This window comes from Brevundimonas sp. FV1ye29L, assembly GCF_058681095.1.
The window spans coordinates 2,214,249-2,233,367 of the sequence record NZ_CM178730.1 but is presented as its reverse complement, the minus strand read 5'-3'; the positions used below and the strand labels follow the sequence as shown (position 1 = coordinate 2,233,367).

Sequence of the window (19,119 nt, the reverse complement as noted above, 5' to 3'; positions counted from 1 at the left end):
GCCGCGCCTTCGGGAGCGGCGGCCGTGACACCCGGGCGCCTGGCGCCAGAAACGGATACCGACATGAGCACCGATTCGCCTGCCGCCGCCCCACCACGCCGCACCAACGCCCGCTATGGGGTGCTGGCCCTGATCGCCATCGGCACCATGATCAACTACCTCGACCGGTCGCTGCTGAGTGTGGCGGCGCCTTCGATGACCAGGGAGCTGGGCATCGGCGCGGCCACCATGGGCATCCTGTTCTCGGTCTTCTCCTGGAGCTACGCCATGGCCCAGATACCGGGCGGCGTGCTGCTGGACCGGTTCGGGGTCCGCATCACCTATTTCTGGTCCGTGGCCCTGTGGTCGACCTTCACCCTGTTGCAGGGCCTGGCCAACAGCCTGGGGATGCTGCTGGGCTTCCGCTTTGCCCTGGGCGCCGCCGAGGCGCCCTGTTTCCCGGCCAACAGCCGCATCCTGGTCAGCTGGTTTCCCCAGAACGAGCGGGCCCGGGCCAACAGCGTCTATACAGTGGGGATGTATTCGGGGATCGCCTTCCTGAGCCCGGTCCTGTTCTGGATCACGGCCGAATGGGGGTGGCGCGCACTGTTCATCATCGCCGGCGTCGTCGGTCTGGTGTTTTCCGCCATCTGGTACTCCACCTATCGCGACCCTCATCTGAGCCGAAGGGCGAACCAGGCGGAACTGGATCACATCACGTCCGGCGGCGGGGTGGCCTCCGCGACGCGCTCGCCCTTCTCATGGAAGGATGTCGGCTGGCTGCTGAGCAAGCGTCAGATCCTGGGGGCCTCGATCGGTCAATTCGCCACCAACTCCACCCTGGTCTTCTTCCTGACCTGGTTCCCGACCTATCTGGCGACAGAACGCGGAATGCCCTGGCTGAAGGTGGGCTGGGTGGCCATCCTGCCCTTCATCGCCGCCTCGGTCGGCGTTCTGATCGGGGGCCAGCTCTCCGACTACCTGGTCCGGCGCAGCGGCTCGGCGACATTCGGACGCAAACTGCCGATCGTGGGGGGGCTGTTAATGTCGTCCACGATCATTTTTGCCGCCTTCATCCAGAGCAACACCCTGGTGATGGCCGTCATGTCGCTGGCCTTCTTCGGGCAGGGGATGTCCAATCTGGGCTGGACGCTGATCTCGGACGTGGCGCCGAAACGCCTGGTGGGGCTGACCGCCGGGGTGTTCAATTTCTGCACCAATCTGGCGGGGATCGTTACGCCCATGCTGATCGGTTTCATCGTCGCGGCGACGGGGTCGTTCCTCGGCGGCCTGGCCTTTATCGGCGTGATGGCTCTGCTGGGCGCGCTTTCCTACACCTTCCTGGTCGGCAAGGTGGAGCGGATCGAGGAAGCCTGAATCCGAATGTCGAACCTCTGTGAGAATACCGATATGCCGCATGATGCAAACCCGCTGAAGCCGACTACAAGGCGCGTTGTCGCCCTGGCGCTGGCCGGGCTCCTCGCGACCGGCTGCACGCCTGCTGAGCCGGCCAAGACGGCGTCTGCCGAAGCGCCCGCGGCGGTTGTGGCTCCGGCGGCCGTTTCGCCATCGGTCGCGCCCGCTTCACCTGCCGCTGGATCGCCGGTCCAGATGAGCGCTGACACCGCAGCGGCGAGAACCCCGGCGGCGCCCGTCATCGCGGCGGCGGCGACCCCGGCAAAGACACAGGCGGCTGCTGTACCGCAGACACCTGCGGCAGCCCCCCCAGCAGCCCCCCCTCCGATAGTGCGCGCCAGTACGGGCTTGCCGCCAGGGGCGGGCCGTGACGTCACCCAGCAGGTCTGCACGTCCTGCCACGCCATCGGCATGGTCACCGCCAAGGGCAGGACGTCGCAGGAATGGGCCGAGATCATCGGTCGTATGCAGGGGCTGGGCCTGGAAGCCAGTGACGAGGACCTCTACGCCATCCACGAATACCTCAGCCGCGAGTTGCCGCCGCGGCGCGGCAACTAGACTATCGGCGTGAGCAGCAACCTGCTTCTGGCGTCGCTCTCTGCGGGCGATCGCATGGAGGTGCTCGGCAGGGGAGGCGCGCCCCTGTCCGGTGACCGTCTTCCACTCGGCCAGGGCGACCGGGCGCGAGGCTACGCATGTCTCTCTGCCGATGAGGTGGCGGCCGTTGATCCTCTCTTTTCAGTGTACGGCGGCATCGCCGCTGGTCTCCACATGGATGTCGCGACGAGAGTCTTCGTGTGTTGTCATCTGGACGTGCCCTGACCGCTACGCGACAAAGGCCAAAGGCTCGGGGGATATATAGCCCAGGGTCGCTCGACGAGAAGTTGGGTTGCACGTCGGACAACCGCTAGCGTGTTGTTGCCGGTGGTCCACAGGATGTCGCCAGGTGGGTTCGCCGCCTTCGCGGAGCGCATCGCCCCGCGACAAATACGGCGCCCGATCGACAGGCTCGCCTTCCCGCACCCTTTCCAACTTCCGGTTCTGGCACTGACCGGCTTCCGCGTATCTGGGTGTAGATCCAGACAACCGCACCCAGGGTGGCAGGCCAGGGAAGGGCGGCTGGGCGCCAGCTGGATTTGGGCGTGACGGTCTTCAAGACAGCTCTTTGCCGGCTGTCAGTCCGTGAATTCCAGCGTCTGGGCCTGGGTTCCGTAGTGGAAGACGGCCGTGCGCGTGACGCCGGCCACGCGGACGTTCACCTGCATCTCCATGTCGTCATAGACCTCCGGGAAGAAATCCACGTCGACGCGGACATTCCGGATCGCAGCCGGTCCGACGTCGCCCGCCAGATCCACCTCCACATTGTCGCCGGTCAAACTGCCTCCCGACTGATGCAGGGCAACGCGCCTTCCATCAACGTCCAGGCGGAAGCGGGCCGCCACATGAGCTTCCAGGGCCGCGACCGCCTCTGGATCATCCAGCGACGGCTGGGCTTCGGGCGCCAAAGCGGCCAGGGCCGGCTCGACGTCGTGAGCCTGGAAGCGGTGAACGACCGTGACGCCGCCGGTCGCGGGATCGATCTCCACGACGGTCAGGCTTGCATGTCCCTTGTGCGCCGCAGCCGGCCCTGTCACAGCGAGGGCAGCGACCATGGCCGCAGCGAATGCCGTGCGCCAAAGGCGGCTCATCGTTGGGTCCCCGAACGGGGCGCGTCACGAACGGCCGTCGAATCCGGGCTCACCTCGACGTCGCTGTCGCGCATCCGGTTCGGCTGTTGCGGTCCCGCAGGCGGGAGCGGGACCGACCGCACGTCCAGACGACGGGGGAAATAGTTGTTGACCCGATCTGCGTCAGCGGTTTCCCACAGCGGATCCAGTTCGGCCGAGCGCAGGGTCTTGGCCGACACATACTGCCAGATCACGCGCTGGCTGTTCCGCCGCCAGACTTCGGCCGGAACGCGGACCGTGTCCGTCGTGCCGTCGTCCCAGGTCAGCTTCAGGATCACCGGCATGACCAGACCGCCGACGTTGGTGAACGCGAAGCGATAGATGTTGTCGTTGAACCCTTGCGCCCGCCTGCGGTCCTCGTCGGCCTTCCTGTCGGCGCTTTCGGCGTCGCGGCGTTGCTGCGCCGTCACGGTGAACTGATCGGTCGAGTTGTAGAAGTCGCGCACCGCCGGGTCGCGCTCAATGACGGTCTCGATCCCGGCATTGTTGGTCACGGTCGTCGGGGTCGGCGCCTCGGCGAACCGGGTCCGGGCTTCGCGGGCCCGGACTTCGGGATCGGTCGATTGCAGGGTGACTTTTGTAACCCCGTCCAGAGCGATGTCGACGTGGTCGGTCGAATAGAACCAGCCGCGCCAGAACCAGTCCAGATCGACGCCCGAGCTCTCCTCCATGGTGCGGAAAAAGTCATATGGCGTCGGCCGCTTGAATGCCCAGCGCTGCGCATATTCCCGGAACGCCCGGTCGAACAGCTCACGCCCCAGCACGGTCTCGCGCAGGATGACCAGGGCGGTCGCGGGCTTGGCGTAGGCATTGTTGCCGAACTGGAGCACCGATTCCGAATTGGTCATCACCGGCACCTGATCGCGGCTGATCATATATTCGACGATGTCGCGAGGTTCGCCGCGCGAGGGGAAGTCCGGATCCCACAGTTTCTGCGCCTGATACTGGACGAAGCTGTTCAGCCCCTCATCCATCCAGGTCCACTGCCGTTCGTCGGAGTTGATGACCATCGGAAAGTAGGTGTGGCCCACCTCGTGGATCACCACCCCGATCAGACCGTTCTTGGCCCGCTCGGTATAGGTCAGCCGGCCCCTGTCGTCGCGAACCGGGCGCGGGCCGTTGAAGGTGATCATCGGATATTCCATCCCGCCCACGGGGCCGTTCACGGACTGGGCGGTCGGATAGGGATAGGGGATCGAGAACTGGTCATAGACCTTGATCGTGTGGGCGATGGCCCGCGTCGAATAGGTGTCCCACAGGGGCCGGGCCTCCTTCGGATAGAAGGACATCGCCATCACGCCGGGTTCGCCCGTCGTGGCCTGGGTCACCCCCATGGCGTCCCAGACGAATTTGCGTGAGCTGGCCCAGGCGAAGTCGCGCACGTTGTCAGCCTGGAAACGCCAGGTCCTTGTGCCGGATCGCGCGGGCGACGACTCTGCGGCGGCGGCCTCGGCAGGGGTCACGATGTATACGGGCGCGTCGGCCGTGCGCGCCTGTTCCAGCCGACGGCGCTGGGCCTCGGTCAGGATGTCCGGGTTCTGCAGGGCTCCGGTCGACGCCACCTGGTGATCGGCCGGCACCGTGATCCGCACGTCGTAGTCACCGAATTCGAGCGTGAACTCGCCCGAACCTATGAACTGGGCGTTGTGCCAGCCTTCGTAGTCAGAATAGACCGCCAGGCGCGGGAACCACTGGGCGGCCTCAAACAGGCAGTTGCCGTCCTCGGTCGGCTTTGTGAAACACTCGTATCCGCTGCGACCGCCAACGACCTTGTTCTCCACCATTGGCAGGGTATAGGCGATCGTGAAAGTGAAGGTCTCGCCGCTCGCCAACGGCGCCGGAAGGTCCAGCCGCATCATTGAATCGACAATCGTGAAGGGGATGTCCGCGCCGTCCGGCCCGGTGATCTTCATGTCGTTGAAGCCGCCCTGCCATTCCTGCATCCTCTGGACGCGCAGCACTTCGGGCACGCTGACCTCGGTCGCCGAGGTATAGGTGCGGGTCATCTCGGCGATCGAGTTGCGGCGATAGTTCTGCTGGTCCAGCAGCATCCACAGATAGCTGAGACGGTCGGGCGAGTTGTTGGTGTAGGTCACCACCTCCTTGCCCGTCAGGGTCCGGGTGGCCTCGTCCAGCGAGACGTCGATGTCGTAGTCAACCTTTTGCTGCCAGTAGCGAAAGCCCGGCGCGCCCGAGGCGTTGCGATAGTCGGTAGGCGTCGGCCAGTCCTCGCCCTCGAACTGGCGGAACTTGTCCTCGAACGTCCCGGTGCTCTGCTGAACAGGCCCCACGCTCACCTGGGCTGAAGCCGCGGTCGCGATCGATCCGCACAGGGCGACGGCCAGAACCGTCAGTGTTATCCGTTGCATTCCCAACCGTCCCTGCAGCCCGTCCTGATCTTAGGGATCGCGTTCGGCGGTGCAACAGGACATCGCGTCAAGGCGAAGGAGATCGAACGGTGCTGTCAGTCCAACGTCAACTTGTCTCCCGCTGACGCACTGAGGGCAGGGGAGGCGATCGTCGGGGTGCGAGCGGCTCCCACTCGACCTGCAGGGTGTTCATCTGGCGGAAGCGCGGCATGGCTCGCTCTCGTCGTCGAAACGGCAGGCGTGAATCGAAACGGCTTCTCGGACCTGGCCATCTGACCACGCTATCCAAGCCGATCAGCGGCGCAAACCGTTTGGGCTGACAACACCTTCGATCGGAATCGCACTCATGATTCCCGCCTGCTGACGCCAGACTGAACATCGATAGCCAATCGCAAATCCGCTGGAAGACCATTGACCGTGTCCGGTTCAGGTCGGGGATCCCGTTACCCTGATGACGCCAAAGCCGGGATCGACACAATGAGCATTCGAAATCGACGCGCCCTGTGTTTTGCCTCGGTGCTGGCGCTCGCCGCCGCCCTTGCGGAGCCCGCGCTGCCCCAGAGCGAGGCGCCCATCATGCGGCTCTGGGTCGGCGAACATCCGCCCTATCCGACATGGATCGATCCGAGTCAGTCCAGCCTCTATGTCGGCCGCGTTCCGGGGAATGCTGTCGAGACCCGCAGGATCGAAGCTGCGACGGACTTCGTTCTCGAAGAGTGGCCCGTTTCAACCACGACACCGGGCTATCTGGCCCTGCCGCCGGACGCCTTCAGCCCTGCCGTCGAGGGCCGCACATCGACGGTCGGGGTGATGCTGCGGGCCCAGGGGGCCAGTTTTGCCCTGGCCGGCAGCTGCGGCGTCCCAGGTCTAAGCGACTATCTTACGGTCCCGCCCGGCTGGTTTGACCAGGCTTCGAGCGGGACATGGCCTGAACGCTATCCTGAGCTTTCCATCGCCATAGGTCTCGGACTGCGCCAGGCCCACGTCTATTGCCGCGATGTCGTCCAGGTCGGAGAAGCGGTGGCCAACGAGGCGGTTACCCCGCCCGGCGTAAAGGCGATCAACGGGCTGGGCCTCGGGTTGGGTGCGTATGCGCTCGGCGGTGCGAACGATCGGGACGGCCGTGTCTGGGACTATGGAAGCATCGGCAGAATTCTCGCCGAGTCCGGTGTCACGTCGCTGGACAACGATGAAAGTCTGGTCACGGTCGTCGGCCTGGTCCAGCGCCTCGGGGGATTGCGGCGGATCGATCAGCCGCTCTTTTCCGGCCGGATGGACGGCAGTTTCTGGAGCATAGCCGGGGCCGTGCGGGACTGGCGGTTCCTGACGCCCCTGTTCCAGACGAAACCGTCTGATCTCGGGTCTGACAGTGCGGCCCGGCAATGGCTGGATGCCGCGCTGAAGTCGACCGACGGCGACGAGCGCGGCCTCGCGCTCCTGCTGGCGAAGATGAACTATTACAACGTCACCGGCGGCGACATCATTCCCGAGGATCAGCGCGGGCGGGGCGTTTTCGCGCGGGATGTGTGGCAGGGTGCGATGGTCAAGGCCAATGCCGCGCCCGGCTGTCTTCCTGTCGAGCTTTCGCTGGGTCATCCGGTGGTGGAGCTGTCGTTCACCCTTGATCCCGCCGCGGCCAACTGCCTGTCGGTCCACTGGAGCGGGCCGAAGAGCGATGATGATCTGCCGCCGGTGTTCACCGTCGTCGCCGACGGCGGTGCCGCCCCGGCCGACGCGCTGGACGGCCTTCATCTGACGGCGGATCAGTCCTGGAGCCAATCCCTGACTATTGAGTCCGGGGTAAGGAGCGAGGTGGCCTTGCTGGAACAGGGCGCCGACCTTCTGAGGCCGGGCCTTATCGTTGAGGACGCCCGTAGCGGCAAGGCCGTGAAGGTCTGGGAGGTGGTTCTCAAGCCGGACGAGGCTTTTGCCGATGACCGCATGACCATCGCCCTGACCAACCTGCATCCGGGCGGCGAGTCATCGACCAGACCTGTCGAGGTCCAACTGACGGTCGGACCGGGGGCCCATGAAGCTAGTCAGGAATTGCAGGCGACCGCGATCGACAATCAACGCGACCCCTGTGTGCCTCAGTCGATCACTCCGGAGGTCCCGGGGCAGATGAGCTTTGGCCCCATGGCCATGCATGCGGCCGCGCTGGATACGGATGATTTTTCGATCAACCTGTCGTTCCTGCCGGCCGCTCAGGGCGACCTCATGGCCGGCTACATGGAATGCGCCCGCATCCAGATGGCGCTGGGCCTCGGCGGCGGATCGGATACCGTCGGCGGCACACCTGTGGCGGGGTCACCGACACAGGTGTGTGCCGGTCGAAACTCTCAGCTGGCCGGAATCGGCGCGGCGGCCATGGCCGCCGCCGCCGGGGGGGCTGTCGGGAATCTGGCAGGCCTGGAAGGGATCGTCCCGTCCGCCAGCATCGAGTTCGGCCTGGACGCAGACCGTCCGATCACCGGTCCGGGCACCTATCCCGCGACGGCAACGGCCACGTTCAGCAATGCGGCGCTGGAACAGCGCGGCCTGGACCTGCCGAGCTCGGTCGCCGGGCGCGGCAGCATTACGATCGAACAGGCCACGCCCGGGTTTGTGAGAGTCAGTTATCAGGCCCGGCTGGAGCGTCAGGAGGGGCGTTGCACCGCCCAGCTGGTCGGTCCGGTGTCGGGCGCCTTCCAGAGCGTGGTGGCGATGCCGATGCTGCCGGCGTCACGGCGAACCATGATTGCACCCCGGGCGATCGAGTTCATGGGCGAGAAGCTCTGGTCGACCCTGTCGGCTTCTCAGCGGGCCGAACTGGGCCGGGAGCCCCGTCGCGAGGTGGGCGGCGGCGGCAGCGGTGGGGGTGGCGGCAGCGGTGGCGGGGTCTCTTCCGCCCCGGTTCCCGGTCTGAGCTGCAATCTCGACGAAGCGGAGACCCGACGGCTTCTGAACGACTTCCTGGCCCAGCTGCCGCCCGAGGTCCGCCGAGAGATGACGGCCCAGATCGCTTCGGACCCCGAGATGGCCAAGGCCATGGCCTGCATGCTCAGCCAGAACAGCTGAGCCGCAGCCCTGCTATCCCTGATCCACAGCCGAGAAAGACCTGACATGAGCAGACCTATCCTTGCAGCGGGGGCCCTGACGGGCGCCATTCTGGCCCTCGCGGCCTGTGGCGACACCGGTTCACCCGACAGGCCCGCACACGGTTCAGCCGCAGGCGACAACGGGTCCGCTCCGGCTGCCGCAGACGCGAGGACGTCAGGCCCGTCGGCGCCTGCCGCCGTCATAGAGGCGACCCGATGCTGGGGGCTGGTCCAGGGCGCTACCGTCCTGGCGATGGCGGCTCCGGACATGGCGGCCGAACTTCCCCCGGCGAACGAGGCGCAGAAGAGGGCCTGGTTCAATGAGGCGCAGCGGAGGGCCGCATCGGCGGGTCTGACCGTGTCGCGGTTCCAGGCCCTGCTTGATGAATATCAGATGTCCAATCGTTTCGCCGTCAATTCCGAGGTTCGTACGGCGGCCGTCGAGCCGCTGAAGTCCTGTCTGGCGACAGTTCCGGCGAACGATGCCGAGCCGCCGGACCTGGCCCAGGGTTGATCGACCGGGTCCGACCCGCTGTCGACCACCGGGTTTGGGACAGGTTGCAGACTGGCCGGAGCGCAGCTGATCCGACGGCGGGTGGCCGACGGGATCAGAAAATTGATGCGGCGTTCATGTCCGCCTCATCCGCCGGTTCCCGTGCCTGATGATGAGACCAGGATTGAAAGGAACTGACCATGATGATGGCTCTGAAGACGCCGGCAGTGATCGGACTTGTCCTTGCCGGGGCGATGGCCTCCAATGCGGCTGCCCAGAACATTGCAGCCCTGCGCCTGTATGATGAGGCCGGCTTTTCCGGCCAGTCGGTTCGTTTGACGCGAAGCACAACCAATCTGTCGACCATGCAGTTCGGGGACAAGGCCCGCAGCCTGATCGCTGAAGGGCGGTAGGAAGTCTGTCTGGACGCCGCTTACGCCGGCGGGTGTCGCGTGGTCCAGGGCCAGGTCAGCGATATGGGCGACTGGAACGCAAGGGTTTCCTCCGTCCGCTATCTCGGCCCAAGCGATTGGGGTGCAGCCGGCGAGGAAACCGTCGGGGCGCCAGGCGGCACGGCGATGTCGGGAACGAGCAGCGGCGCGGATGCCGGGCAGGGCGCGCAGGCGCCGGCCGGGCCGACATACCGGGTCGACTACCGACCCGAGCTGATCGGCAGGATCTATAACACCGACTTCGGTGAAATGGTCCTGGAGCGCTTTGATCGCGAGGGTGCCTCCGGCAGGTTCAAGGGCCTCGGCGAGACGGACAGCGGCGTGTTCGAGGGAACCGTGGCGCCGGCAGGCGACCAGACCAGCGGCTACGACACCGTGGAGGGTTACTGGTATCAGGAAACCTCGGCCCAGCGCTGCGGCAGCGCCAGGAACGGCACCTACTACTGGGGCCGTATCCAGTTCAACTTCATGCGCCGGGACGACGGCTATCTGGGATTCTGGTCGCATTGCGACGGAACGCCACTGGACCGATGGAACGGGTCCTTTGTCCGGCGCGACCCTACGATCGAAGCGGCGGTCAACGCCCGGTTGGCCGGGCTAGAAGGTCAGTCCGCACAATCGGTTCAGGCGGGCGCCGGCGCCTCATCACCCCCCGGCGCGCCGAGGCCGGGCCTTCGTCCTGGTCCTGGCCCTGACCGGCTGTGACCGATCTTCAGGCGAGGATGGGCGGGAAGCGGGCCCCGCCGCAACGGTCACCCCCGGCGGAGAGGCTGGGGAGCGGCCGCGTCAGGAGAGGGAGGGGATCCGGTCTCCGGTCCTCTCCCGCCCCTCGAAATTGAAATCAAGGCCACCGACTTTGAGCCCGTGATGATCGGCCGCATATACGCTACCGACCACGAGGACCTCATCTTCGATCGTTGGGACGCCCAGGGCGCAGCAGGCCGATACGCCATGGGCCAGGGGCGGTTCGAGGGCGTTCGGGAGGCCGGGAGCGACGGACCGGATGGCATCGACCGGATCGAAGGCTACTGGCGTCAGCCCATGTCCGGGCAGCGCTGCGAGGCCGCGCGGGAGGGATCGCATTACTGGGGCCGGTTCCAGTTCCATTTCCCCCGCGACCGCCAGTCGTTCATCGGCTTCTGGTCCTACTGCGACGGCACGCCGCTCGACCGCTGGAGCGGCGCCCTTCTTCGTCGCGATCCCGCTATCGCGGCCGCCGTTCAGGCCCGGACCCCCTGACCGGAGAGTATCCGATGCTGAACTATCGCGAAGGGCGCTTCTGTCGGCGGCCATGGCCTATGCCGCCGCGCGCGCCCGCCTGGCGATCGCATCTCAGGACCCCGGAACCGCCATGGCCGGGATGATGGCGAAGCTGACCACCCTGACCTGGGACCGTCACGCAGCCGACGCCTTGCGGACCAGGAAGGACAGCGCTCCATTCGAAGTCATCGACTATGTCGACGTGCAGTAGGAGGGCAAGGTCCGGCCGCAGCCTGTCTCAGTCACGGCGTCTGCGGCGGAACGGAGCGCTCGCGGCGTCAAGTTGGACTATCCACAGATCGCCGACGCCAAGCGGGCCCTGAACACGGCGGCGATCTAATTTCGCGATCTCGGAATGGCGGCGCCCAGACTGCCGATGGCGGACGGCAAATTCTACGTCTTCGTGCTCAGCAAGATGGGTGATGCTGCTGGGGCTACACGGCCGGGCCGGGCTAAAGGGTCAGCGCCTCTCCGACATCGCAATCGATTGTTGCAATCGATTGCATTGTGCCCTAACCGTGACGCTCGAGAGGATCCACTGCAGAGGTCCCGGAGGGAAGAACAGATGAGACAAACGGAAATTCGCGTCAGTCTGGCGGCCATCGCCTGTGTGCTGGCCTCGACCCCGGCATTGGCGCAACAGGTCCAGCCTGCATTGTCGCCAGCCGCGACCCAGCCGGACAGTGATGTCACGGCCGTTGATGAAATCGTCGTGACGGCGGTCGCCGGATCAAGCACGACCCTGCGCTCCTCGGTCTCGGTGACGACCCTGAATGCCGAAGCCATCGAGGACCTGGCCCCTCGCTCCACGGCCGAAATCTTCCGCAGCATTCCCGGCATCCGGTCTGAATCCTCGGGCGGTGAGGGCAATGCCAACATCGCCGTGCGCGGCCTCCCTATCTCGACGGGCGGCGCCAAGTTCCTGCAGATCCAGGAAGACGGTCTGCCGATTCTCGAGTTCGGCGACATCGCCTTCGGCAATGCCGACATCTTCACCCGCTATGACGGCACGGTGGCCCGGGTGCAGGCGGTCAGGGGCGGGTCGGCCTCGACCTTCGCCTCCAACTCCCCCGGCGGGGTGATCAACCTGATCACCCAGACCGGCAAGCAGGAAGGCGGCAGTGTGGCCCTGACCCGCGGTCTGGACTTTGACACGACCCGGGGCGACTTCCAGTACGGCGGCGCCCTGTCCGACACCACCTACGGCTCCATCGGTGGCTTTTACCGGACCGGCGAAGGCGCGCGGGACGCCGGCTATACGGGCGAGAAAGGCGGCCAGTTGCGCGCCTCGATCACCCGCGAATTTGATAACGGCTATCTGCGGCTCAGCGCCAGGTACCTGAACGACCGCGCCATTGGCTATCTGCCGTCGCCGATCCAGGTCACGGGCACGAACAGCGATCCCAACTGGGGCCCGCTGCCCGGCTATGACGCTGCGACCCAGACGCTTCATTCGACGCTGTTCCGTAACAGTCCCGGCCTCGATGGCGCCAATGGCGCACGGGTCTCTGACATTGCCGACGGGATGCACCCCGAAGTGCTCTCGGCCGGCGTGGAAGCCAGTTTCGATCTGGGATCGGGCTGGGCCCTGACCAACAAGTTCCGGATTGCCGATGCGACCGGCGGCTTTGTCTCGCCGTTCACCGCCGGAACAGGATCAACCACGGCCATTGCCGCCGGCATTGGTGGCGCGGGTGCGGTCGCCCGCTATGCCAATGGCGCGAACGCCGGCCAGCTCGTGCCTGCCAACGCAAACGGCAACGGCCTGCTGGCCCAGATCGTTCTGTTCGATGTCGACATCAACGACTTCGGCAATATGGCCAACGACCTGAAGCTGGAACGGGAGTTTGCGGTGGGCGGCGGGACGCTGAACACCACGTTCGGCTACTACCGCTCGAGCCAGAGCATCGATATGGACTGGCTGTGGAACAGCTTCCTGGTGGAGGTGAAGGGCGACAACGCTGCGCTGGTGGATGTGTTCAGCGCCACGGGCGTAAAACAGACCCAGAACGGTCTGGTTGGATATGGTGCGACCTTCTTCGGAAACTGCTGCCGACGCTCTTATGACGTCGACTATGAAATCAACGCCCCCTATGTCGCCCTGAGCTGGGAGGCGGGCGACCTGATCCTTGACGGCTCGGTGCGCTATGACTCCGGCGCCGCCACCGGCGCCTATGCCGACGGGCTCGTTGCGACGCGGGACATCTCCGGCGACGGTACGGTCCAGCGGCCTGAAACCCAGGTCTCGTTGATTGATTTCGCCAACACCCGTCCGGTCGACTATGACTGGAGCTACTGGTCCTATTCGGTCGGCGCCAACTATCGCGTGAGTGAAGATCTGGCCGTGTTCGGCCGGGCCAGCCGCGGGGGCCGCGCCAATGCCGACCGCCTGCTGTTCGGTCCGTCGATCCTGGCCTCAGGCGCCATCCGCAGTGATGATGCGGCTGTCGATATGGTCGATCAATATGAAGCCGGCGTGCGCTATCGCAGCGGGCCCTTGTCGGTCTTCGCCACAGCCTTCCTCGCGCGGACCGAGGAGACCAACTTCGAGGCGACCAGCCAAACCTTCACCGACGCCGAATACGAGGCGAAGGGGATTGAGGTCGAGGGCTTCTATCGCAACGGCGGGTTCGATCTCTCGGGCGGCGTGACCTGGACCAATGCGGAGATCACCGCCGACCGCCTGAACCCCGCCAATGTCGGCAATACGCCGCGTCGGCAGGCCGACTGGGTCTTCCAGGGCACGGCCGCCTACAGCCTGGGGGCCCTGCGTTTCGGCGCCAATGTGGTCGGAACCAGCGAGTCCTATGCCCAGTTTGACAATCTCCTGGTCCTGCCCGGCTATGTGATCGTCAATCCCTTCGCAAACTATGACCTCACTGAAGACCTGTCGCTGGCGCTTAATGTGAACAACGTCTTTGACGAGTTCGCCGTGACCGAGAGCGAGGAGGGTTCGATAGCTGCGAACGCCACCAACATCCTGCGCGCCCGCACACTTAACGGCCGTACCGCCAGCGTGACGCTTCGCTACGCCTTCTAGGTTTCCCCGGAACCGCCCCTTCCTGAACGGCGATCCGGCGACTGGCGCGGCCCGAGATTTCTCGGGTCGCGCCTTTCTTTTTTCGAGCGTTTGACGAAGGCCGCTCCAGCCTCCATTCCAGACCCATGTCGTCGCCGCAGAAAACCGTTGGAAGCCTGGCTGATCTCGCACGCCTGGCCGGTCTGTCGACATCCACCGTCTCTCGCGCCCTCGCGGACAATCCGGCGATCAGGCAGGCGACCCGGGACCGCGTCAACGCTCTTGCGCGCGAGCACGGGTATCAGCCCAATGTTGTCGGCCGCAACCTGCGCACCGGCCGGACGCAGGCGATTGCCGTGATCCTGCCCCTCGGCCATGAAGTCGGACAACCGGTGTCCGACCCCTTCTTCATCACCCTGCTGGGGCATCTGGCGGACGCATTGACCTCGCGCGGGTACGACCTTTTGCTCTCCCGTGTCATCCCGTCCAGCGCCGACTGGCTGGGCCGGATGACGGATTCCGGACGGGTTGACGGGGTTCTGATCATTGGCCAATCCGACCAGATCGAAACGATCGAGGCTGTCGCCAGCCGATATGCGCCGCTGGTGGTCTGGGGCGCCGCCTTTCCGGACCGTGTCCAATGCACCGTGGGGACGGACAATCGCAAAGGCGGTGAAATGGCGACGCGGCATCTTCTGGACGCCGGACGCCGGCGGCTGGCCTTCTTCGGCAATCCGGATTTTCCCGAGCTGGGTGAGCGCTACGAAGGCTTCCTGCAGGCGCATGGCCAGGCGGGTGTGCAGTCGCCTGAGCATCTTCTCCCCGTTCATCTTACTCCGCAGACGGCCTATGAAACGATCGGCCAATTTCTCGACAGCGGTGCGCGTCTGGATGGGGTCGTGGCGGCCACCGACATCGTCGCCATGGCCGCTATCCGCGCCCTGACAGAACGCGGCCTGTCCGTTCCAGGCGACGTCGCCGTGGTCGGCTATGACGATCTCGAGATCGCCATTCACGCCGCTCCGGCCCTGACAACGATCCGCCAGGACATCGGCGCCGGAGCCCTGGCGATGGTCGATCTGCTCATGCGCCGTCTGGCCGGAGAGACCACCGGATCGGTGGTCCTTGAACCGAGATTGATCGTTCGCGATTCAGCGCCCTAGACCCTTTTCTTCCTCAGGTCGGATCGACCTGAGGAAGAAAAGGTCCAGACTCAAACTGGAGCGCGATCGGACCTCGGTTGGACAGCGAGCGCCTCAGCCTTGTCCGGGGCGTCGAGACCGTACTGGCTGTCGTCGAACCGGGCCAGGCGCGCCCTGGCCGGCTGCTTCACCATATTGACCGCCAGAGCCACGAACAGAACGCCCGCCAGGACGGTCGCGAGGACGAACCCGTATTGAGCGCCGCCGAATACGTCACTGACCGCGCCCATCGCCAGGGGTGACAGGACGGCGCTGACGCAGGTGAAAAACAGGATGACGCCCGCCACTGCACCGTGCTGGGCCTTGGCAAAGCAACTGATGCCCTTCGAGTTCAAGGTCGGATAGATCACCGACATGAACAGGCCCGACAGGGGCAGCAGCCAGACCGCAGCGGCACGCCCCAGCAGGGCCGCCCCCAGGAAACAGATAAAGATCATCAGGCTGGACGCTGCGAGCACCGTCGTCCAGCGGAAGCGGTTCAGCATCCAGGCGCCGAGGAAACGGCCTGCGGCCCTGAGCACGAAGAAGATCGACAGGGCATAGGTGGCGACCAGGATCGCCGGACCGTCATAGCCGGCCAGCAAGGTCGGCATCCAGACATAGATAGCCGTCTCCACGCCGACATACAGCATCGTGCCGAGGCTGAAGGCGAGCGCATAGGGGTCACGCATCATGCCGACTGTCGCCTTCAGGTCAGCCGGTGGCGCGGACGTCCTGACCGTCTTCGGATAGCGAACCAACAGGGCCGTCAGGATCAGGCCGACGGCCAGGGCGCCGGCGATGACATAGAGCCATTTCCACGAGGCGCCGCCCGCGAGCAGGGCGGCCACGATCGCGGGGCCGACGATGGCGCCGACGCCGAAAAAGCCCTCAACCGTGTTCATCGTCGACGTGTGGGAGCGAGTGGACGTCGAGATGTCGCCGATCAAGGCCAGGGCGGCGGTCTTGAACACGCCGATCGCGGCTCCCGATATGAACAGCAGGACGATGAAGAACTCGAAACTGCGGCCCACCGAGAACAGGAATGCCGAGCCGGCGAACAGCCCCAGCCCCACGATGATGGCCGGCTTTCGTCCCATGCGGTCGGCAAGGAAGCCCAGAGCCAGACCCGCCAGGGCGATTCCGCTCATGGTCGCGTAGTGAAACGCGCCACCCGCTGTCATGCCCAGACCGAATTCCTTGATGACCTGCGGGATGATCACCCCGACCGCATCGGTCGTCATGGCGAACATCATGAACATCAGATAGGTCAGCGCCTTGATCAGGCGGGTATCGGGGGGAGTGTCAGCCCTTGCCGGCGTGGTCGTCATCTCGGATTTCCTCCAGGGGCCGAGGGTCGAACGCAGGTGCGCCCGCCGTCTTTTCAGGCCTCGATTGATGGTCGATGTCGCGCATCAGGTCCCGGGCGAGTGCGATCGCCCCCAGAACGCCTGCACGCTCGCCGAGCATCGGCGCCACGAGATAGGCGTCCAGTGCCAGGTCGTCGTCCAGAGCGGGGAGGTAGCCCCCCAGCCGCAGTTTCAGCGCGGCGCGGACAAGCGGCAAAAGGTGAGGGTTCGACGCCACCCCGCCGCCGATGATGATCCGCTCGGGCGCGGTCACAAAGGTCAGTGTGGCAGCCAGCTGTGCGAGGTAGTCGGCGACAAGACCCCAGACGGGATCAGATGGCGCGACGGTTTCGCCCGCCCTTCCCAGCCTTTTTGCGATCGCGGGCCCGGACACGAGTCCTTCCAGGCAGTCGCCATGAAACGGGCAGGCGCCCGGAAAGGCGTCGCGCGCCGCGTCGCGGCTGACCGGGATATGGCCGGCCTCGGGATGCATCGCACCGTGAACGGGCCGCCCGTTACAGATCACGCCCACGCCCACGCCGGTGCCCACGGTGACATAGGCATGGTCGGCAAGCCCTCGCGCTGCGCCCCAACGGCCCTCTGCCAGGGCCGCTCCGGCGACGTCCGTGTCCAGGGCGATCGGAACTCCGAACCGCGCGAAAGGGCTGACGAGGTCGGCGCCCGTCCAGCCCGGCTTGGGCGTGGGGAGGATATGACCCCAGTCAGCCGCCGTCCGATCAAGCCTGACCGGGCCGAAGCTGGCGATACCGATCGCGGTCAGGCCTCGGGTCTGTTGCAGTCCGGTCAGGCGCTCAATGACCAAGCCCAGGGTTTCCCGGGGCGTGGTGGTTTTGATCCTCACAAGCGTCGACAGATCGTCGGGGCCCGTGCCGAACCCGACCACAACCTTTGTGCCGCCGAATTCGATTCCCGCGACCAGGCTCATGACGACACGACCAGCCAGACCACTTCGTAGGGGGCGAGCGCAATCAAGCCTTCCTGCTGCACCCGTCCCGTCAGGAGGTCGACAGCGCCTCGAGAGAACCGAAGCGGCAGCGGCGCGCGCTCTTGTTTCGGCGACAGGTTGGCGACAACCAGCAAGGACGACGTCCCGCCCCCACGCTGGAACGCCAGGACCGCTGAAACGCCCAGGTCAAGCGGCTCGGCCCGGCCGCTCACGTCCATGCGATCGAGCGTCGCTGCGGCGTCCGCGAGGCGTCGGATTGACGAGAATATCCTGGATGCCGTTGATCCTGCGGAACGGTGATCCTTTGCGCGGTTCCAGTCCATCGTCGGCCGATGCAGCCATCGCCCATCCCCCTTCCGGTCAGGATCCGTGTCCCATTCCGGATCGTTCGCCAGGCCGATTTCATCGCCCATATAGATCAGGGGCCAGCCGTCCAGGCCAAAGGTGACGCCATAGAGAAGCAGCAGCCTGGCCAGCGCCTCGTCCTGGTCGACTCCAGTCTTGTCCAGCCCGACCAGGGCCGCGGCCATGCCATTGGTGGACGGCGCGCCGCCTGCCGCCGTCTGGAACGCCCGCCCGTCCGAGAACCCCTCGCCATCGTAGAAGTCGGACCAGCGCTTCAAATCTTCCGGCGGGGCGTAGGCCGCCAGGGCGTTCCAGATCAGATCGTCGTGGCAGCGCACGTAGTTGAGCCATGCCGCATGGTCGGGACGTGCGGCGGCGGCCGTCAGAACCGTGCGGGCGATCGTCGCGTCCTCGTCGGCCAGGGCGCCCCATAGCGCGGTCATCACGCCGTTGTTGTAGGCGAGGTCGCACCCCGGGGCTTCGTCGCCAAAAAACGGCAGGACGTCATCGATGCTCTCGATCGCCTCGGCCAGCAGCACCACGCCTGGGGCGACGATCGAAAGGGCTGCGCGCCAGGCTTCCACGATCAGATAAGCCTCGGGCTGGTTGCGGCAGTTGGTGCCCGCACGCTTCCAGAGGAAGGGCGCGCTGTCGAGCCGGAACCCATCCACGCCCTGTTCGGTGAGATGGATCAGGACATCCAGCATCTCGTAGAAAACATCGGGATTGGCGTAGTTCAGGTCCCACTGGAAGGGATAGAAGGTCGTCCAGACATGGGCATTGAAGCCCGGGACATAGGTGAAGCTTCCTGGGGCCGTGTCCGGGAACACATCGACGAGATCGCGTTCCCACAACTCAACCTCGTCCCGGGCATGTACCAGATGATAGTAGTCTTGAAAGACACGGTCGCCATCCAGGGCCTGCTGCGCCCATTGATGTTCCCTGGCGGTGTGGTTGCACACGACGTCGAGCAAAAGACCCATCCCTCTGGACCGCAGATCACTCGCCAGGCCGCGCAGGTCCGCCATTGTTCCCAGATGCGGCTCAACTTGCCGATAGTCTGCAACAGCGAAACCGCCGTCGCTGTCGCCGGATCTGGCGCGCAGGAGGGGCAGGGGGTGAAGCCACCGGACGCCGAGATCCTCCAGATAGTCCAGCCGCTGTCGAACGCCTGGCAGATCGGTGGCGAAACGATCGACGTAGAATGTGTAGACAGAATTTCCGGACCGGGCTGTCCAGTTCGGATGGCTGGAGCGATCTGCATCGCTCGCCTGCAGAGCCTCCGGCCGGCTTTCGGCCGCCTCATGAAGTCGCTCCCGCAGTCTCTCGAGCAAACGTCCGGCGTCCGCCCCGTAAACCCGCCTGATCCGCGCCTCCAGGACGGGCCAGTAGCGGCTGAATCGGTCCTGGATCAGGGGGGCGTCAGTCACGCCGGCAACAGACGGCGGGGGTTTGAGCGTGGAGGGAAATGGCACGGTTTGGTCC

At 65.5% G+C, this 19,119-nt stretch carries 15 protein-coding genes; 10 read left to right on the top strand and 5 right to left on the bottom strand.

The genetic code is table 11. The annotated features are described in order from the left end of the window. Positions 1-63: 63 nt before the first annotated feature. Positions 64-1,356, top strand: coding sequence for an MFS transporter (locus tag ACW17W_RS11060; protein WP_492076922.1), 1,293 nt, complete (start codon positions 64-66; stop codon positions 1,354-1,356). A gap of 234 nt (positions 1,357-1,590) precedes the next feature. After that, complete coding sequence (locus tag ACW17W_RS11055; RefSeq protein WP_492076921.1) at positions 1,591-1,953, top strand: c-type cytochrome; 363 nt, start codon at positions 1,591-1,593, stop codon at positions 1,951-1,953. Positions 1,954-2,570: 617 nt separating this feature from the next. Here the strand turns inward: ACW17W_RS11055 and ACW17W_RS11050 are convergent. Then, on the bottom strand, positions 2,571-3,083 hold the full coding sequence (locus tag ACW17W_RS11050; protein ID WP_492076920.1) for a DUF6702 family protein: 513 nt from the start codon (positions 3,081-3,083) through the stop codon (positions 2,571-2,573). Next, on the bottom strand, positions 3,080-5,491 hold the full coding sequence (locus ACW17W_RS11045) for a M1 family metallopeptidase (RefSeq protein WP_492076919.1): 2,412 nt from the start codon (positions 5,489-5,491) through the stop codon (positions 3,080-3,082). Before ACW17W_RS11045 ends, ACW17W_RS11050 begins: the two co-directional genes overlap by 4 nt. A 477-nt stretch (positions 5,492-5,968) precedes the next feature. Here ACW17W_RS11045 and ACW17W_RS11040 point away from each other — a divergent pair, with 477 nt between their 5' ends. The 8 genes from ACW17W_RS11040 to ACW17W_RS11005 all read left to right on the top strand — a co-directional run bounded on the left by ACW17W_RS11040 (position 5,969) and on the right by ACW17W_RS11005 (position 14,955). Then, entirely contained in the window at positions 5,969-8,548 is a 2,580-nt protein-coding gene (locus ACW17W_RS11040; RefSeq protein WP_492076918.1) for a hypothetical protein, read from the top strand. A 45-nt stretch (positions 8,549-8,593) separates the two neighbouring features. Next, positions 8,594-9,082 carry a hypothetical protein gene (locus ACW17W_RS11035; RefSeq protein ID WP_492076917.1) on the top strand — a complete coding sequence of 163 codons (489 nt, stop codon included), beginning with the start codon at positions 8,594-8,596 and terminating at the stop codon, positions 9,080-9,082. A gap of 179 nt (positions 9,083-9,261) precedes the next feature. Further along, positions 9,262-9,474 (top strand): beta/gamma crystallin family protein, encoded by a 213-nt coding sequence (locus ACW17W_RS11030; RefSeq protein WP_492076916.1) that lies wholly within the window; start codon positions 9,262-9,264, stop codon positions 9,472-9,474. A 63-nt stretch (positions 9,475-9,537) separates the two neighbouring features. Beyond that, positions 9,538-10,218, top strand: a complete 681-nt coding sequence (locus tag ACW17W_RS11025) for a hypothetical protein (RefSeq protein ID WP_492076915.1) — start codon at positions 9,538-9,540, stop codon at positions 10,216-10,218. Positions 10,219-10,380: 162 nt separating this feature from the next. Next, positions 10,381-10,752 carry a hypothetical protein gene (locus ACW17W_RS11020; RefSeq protein WP_492076914.1) on the top strand — a complete coding sequence of 124 codons (372 nt, stop codon included), beginning with the start codon at positions 10,381-10,383 and terminating at the stop codon, positions 10,750-10,752. A gap of 52 nt (positions 10,753-10,804) precedes the next feature. Continuing rightward, positions 10,805-10,984: a hypothetical protein gene (locus ACW17W_RS11015; protein WP_492076913.1), complete on the top strand. Its 180-nt coding sequence runs from the start codon at positions 10,805-10,807 to the stop codon at positions 10,982-10,984. A gap of 354 nt (positions 10,985-11,338) precedes the next feature. Further along, positions 11,339-13,813, top strand: coding sequence for a TonB-dependent receptor domain-containing protein (locus ACW17W_RS11010; RefSeq protein WP_492076912.1), 2,475 nt, complete (start codon positions 11,339-11,341; stop codon positions 13,811-13,813). A 125-nt stretch (positions 13,814-13,938) separates the two neighbouring features. Then, the gene (locus ACW17W_RS11005) at positions 13,939-14,955 is read left to right on the top strand and encodes a LacI family DNA-binding transcriptional regulator (protein WP_492076911.1); all 1,017 of its coding nucleotides are present in this window, start codon (positions 13,939-13,941) and stop codon (positions 14,953-14,955) included. 50 nt (positions 14,956-15,005) lie between these two features. On the opposite strand, the gene ACW17W_RS11000 is transcribed toward ACW17W_RS11005, so the two are convergent. Genes ACW17W_RS11000 through ACW17W_RS10990 form a run of 3 tightly spaced genes read right to left on the bottom strand, consistent with a single transcriptional unit; the run spans position 15,006 to position 19,064 of the window. Next, the gene (locus tag ACW17W_RS11000; RefSeq protein WP_492076910.1) at positions 15,006-16,304 is read right to left on the bottom strand and encodes an MFS transporter; all 1,299 of its coding nucleotides are present in this window, start codon (positions 16,302-16,304) and stop codon (positions 15,006-15,008) included. Continuing rightward, positions 16,279-17,268, bottom strand: coding sequence for an ROK family protein (locus tag ACW17W_RS10995; protein WP_492076909.1), 990 nt, complete (start codon positions 17,266-17,268; stop codon positions 16,279-16,281). Before ACW17W_RS10995 ends, ACW17W_RS11000 begins: the two co-directional genes overlap by 26 nt. After that, positions 17,265-19,064 (bottom strand): alpha-amylase family glycosyl hydrolase, encoded by a 1,800-nt coding sequence (locus tag ACW17W_RS10990; RefSeq protein ID WP_492076908.1) that lies wholly within the window; start codon positions 19,062-19,064, stop codon positions 17,265-17,267. The genes ACW17W_RS10995 and ACW17W_RS10990 overlap by 4 nt, the downstream gene beginning before the upstream one ends. Between the last annotated feature and the right edge of the window lie 55 nt (positions 19,065-19,119).

What these genes read in the sequence shown, in the direction of transcription:
- ACW17W_RS11060 (WP_492076922.1), top strand. Translation starts at nt 64, where the DNA reads ATGAGCACCGATTCGCCTGCCGCCGCCCCACCACGCCGCACCAACGCC.
- ACW17W_RS11055 (WP_492076921.1), top strand. Translation starts at nt 1,591, where the DNA reads ATGAGCGCTGACACCGCAGCGGCGAGAACCCCGGCGGCGCCCGTCATC.
- ACW17W_RS11050 (WP_492076920.1), bottom strand. Translation starts at nt 3,083, where the DNA reads ATGAGCCGCCTTTGGCGCACGGCATTCGCTGCGGCCATGGTCGCTGCC.
- ACW17W_RS11045 (WP_492076919.1), bottom strand. Translation starts at nt 5,491, where the DNA reads ATGCAACGGATAACACTGACGGTTCTGGCCGTCGCCCTGTGCGGATCG.
- ACW17W_RS11040 (WP_492076918.1), top strand. Translation starts at nt 5,969, where the DNA reads ATGAGCATTCGAAATCGACGCGCCCTGTGTTTTGCCTCGGTGCTGGCG.
- ACW17W_RS11035 (WP_492076917.1), top strand. Translation starts at nt 8,594, where the DNA reads ATGAGCAGACCTATCCTTGCAGCGGGGGCCCTGACGGGCGCCATTCTG.
- ACW17W_RS11030 (WP_492076916.1), top strand. Translation starts at nt 9,262, where the DNA reads ATGATGATGGCTCTGAAGACGCCGGCAGTGATCGGACTTGTCCTTGCC.
- ACW17W_RS11025 (WP_492076915.1), top strand. Translation starts at nt 9,538, where the DNA reads ATGGGCGACTGGAACGCAAGGGTTTCCTCCGTCCGCTATCTCGGCCCA.
- ACW17W_RS11020 (WP_492076914.1), top strand. Translation starts at nt 10,381, where the DNA reads ATGATCGGCCGCATATACGCTACCGACCACGAGGACCTCATCTTCGAT.
- ACW17W_RS11015 (WP_492076913.1), top strand. Translation starts at nt 10,805, where the DNA reads ATGGCCTATGCCGCCGCGCGCGCCCGCCTGGCGATCGCATCTCAGGAC.
- ACW17W_RS11010 (WP_492076912.1), top strand. Translation starts at nt 11,339, where the DNA reads ATGAGACAAACGGAAATTCGCGTCAGTCTGGCGGCCATCGCCTGTGTG.
- ACW17W_RS11005 (WP_492076911.1), top strand. Translation starts at nt 13,939, where the DNA reads ATGTCGTCGCCGCAGAAAACCGTTGGAAGCCTGGCTGATCTCGCACGC.
- ACW17W_RS11000 (WP_492076910.1), bottom strand. Translation starts at nt 16,304, where the DNA reads ATGACGACCACGCCGGCAAGGGCTGACACTCCCCCCGATACCCGCCTG.
- ACW17W_RS10995 (WP_492076909.1), bottom strand. Translation starts at nt 17,268, where the DNA reads ATGAGCCTGGTCGCGGGAATCGAATTCGGCGGCACAAAGGTTGTGGTC.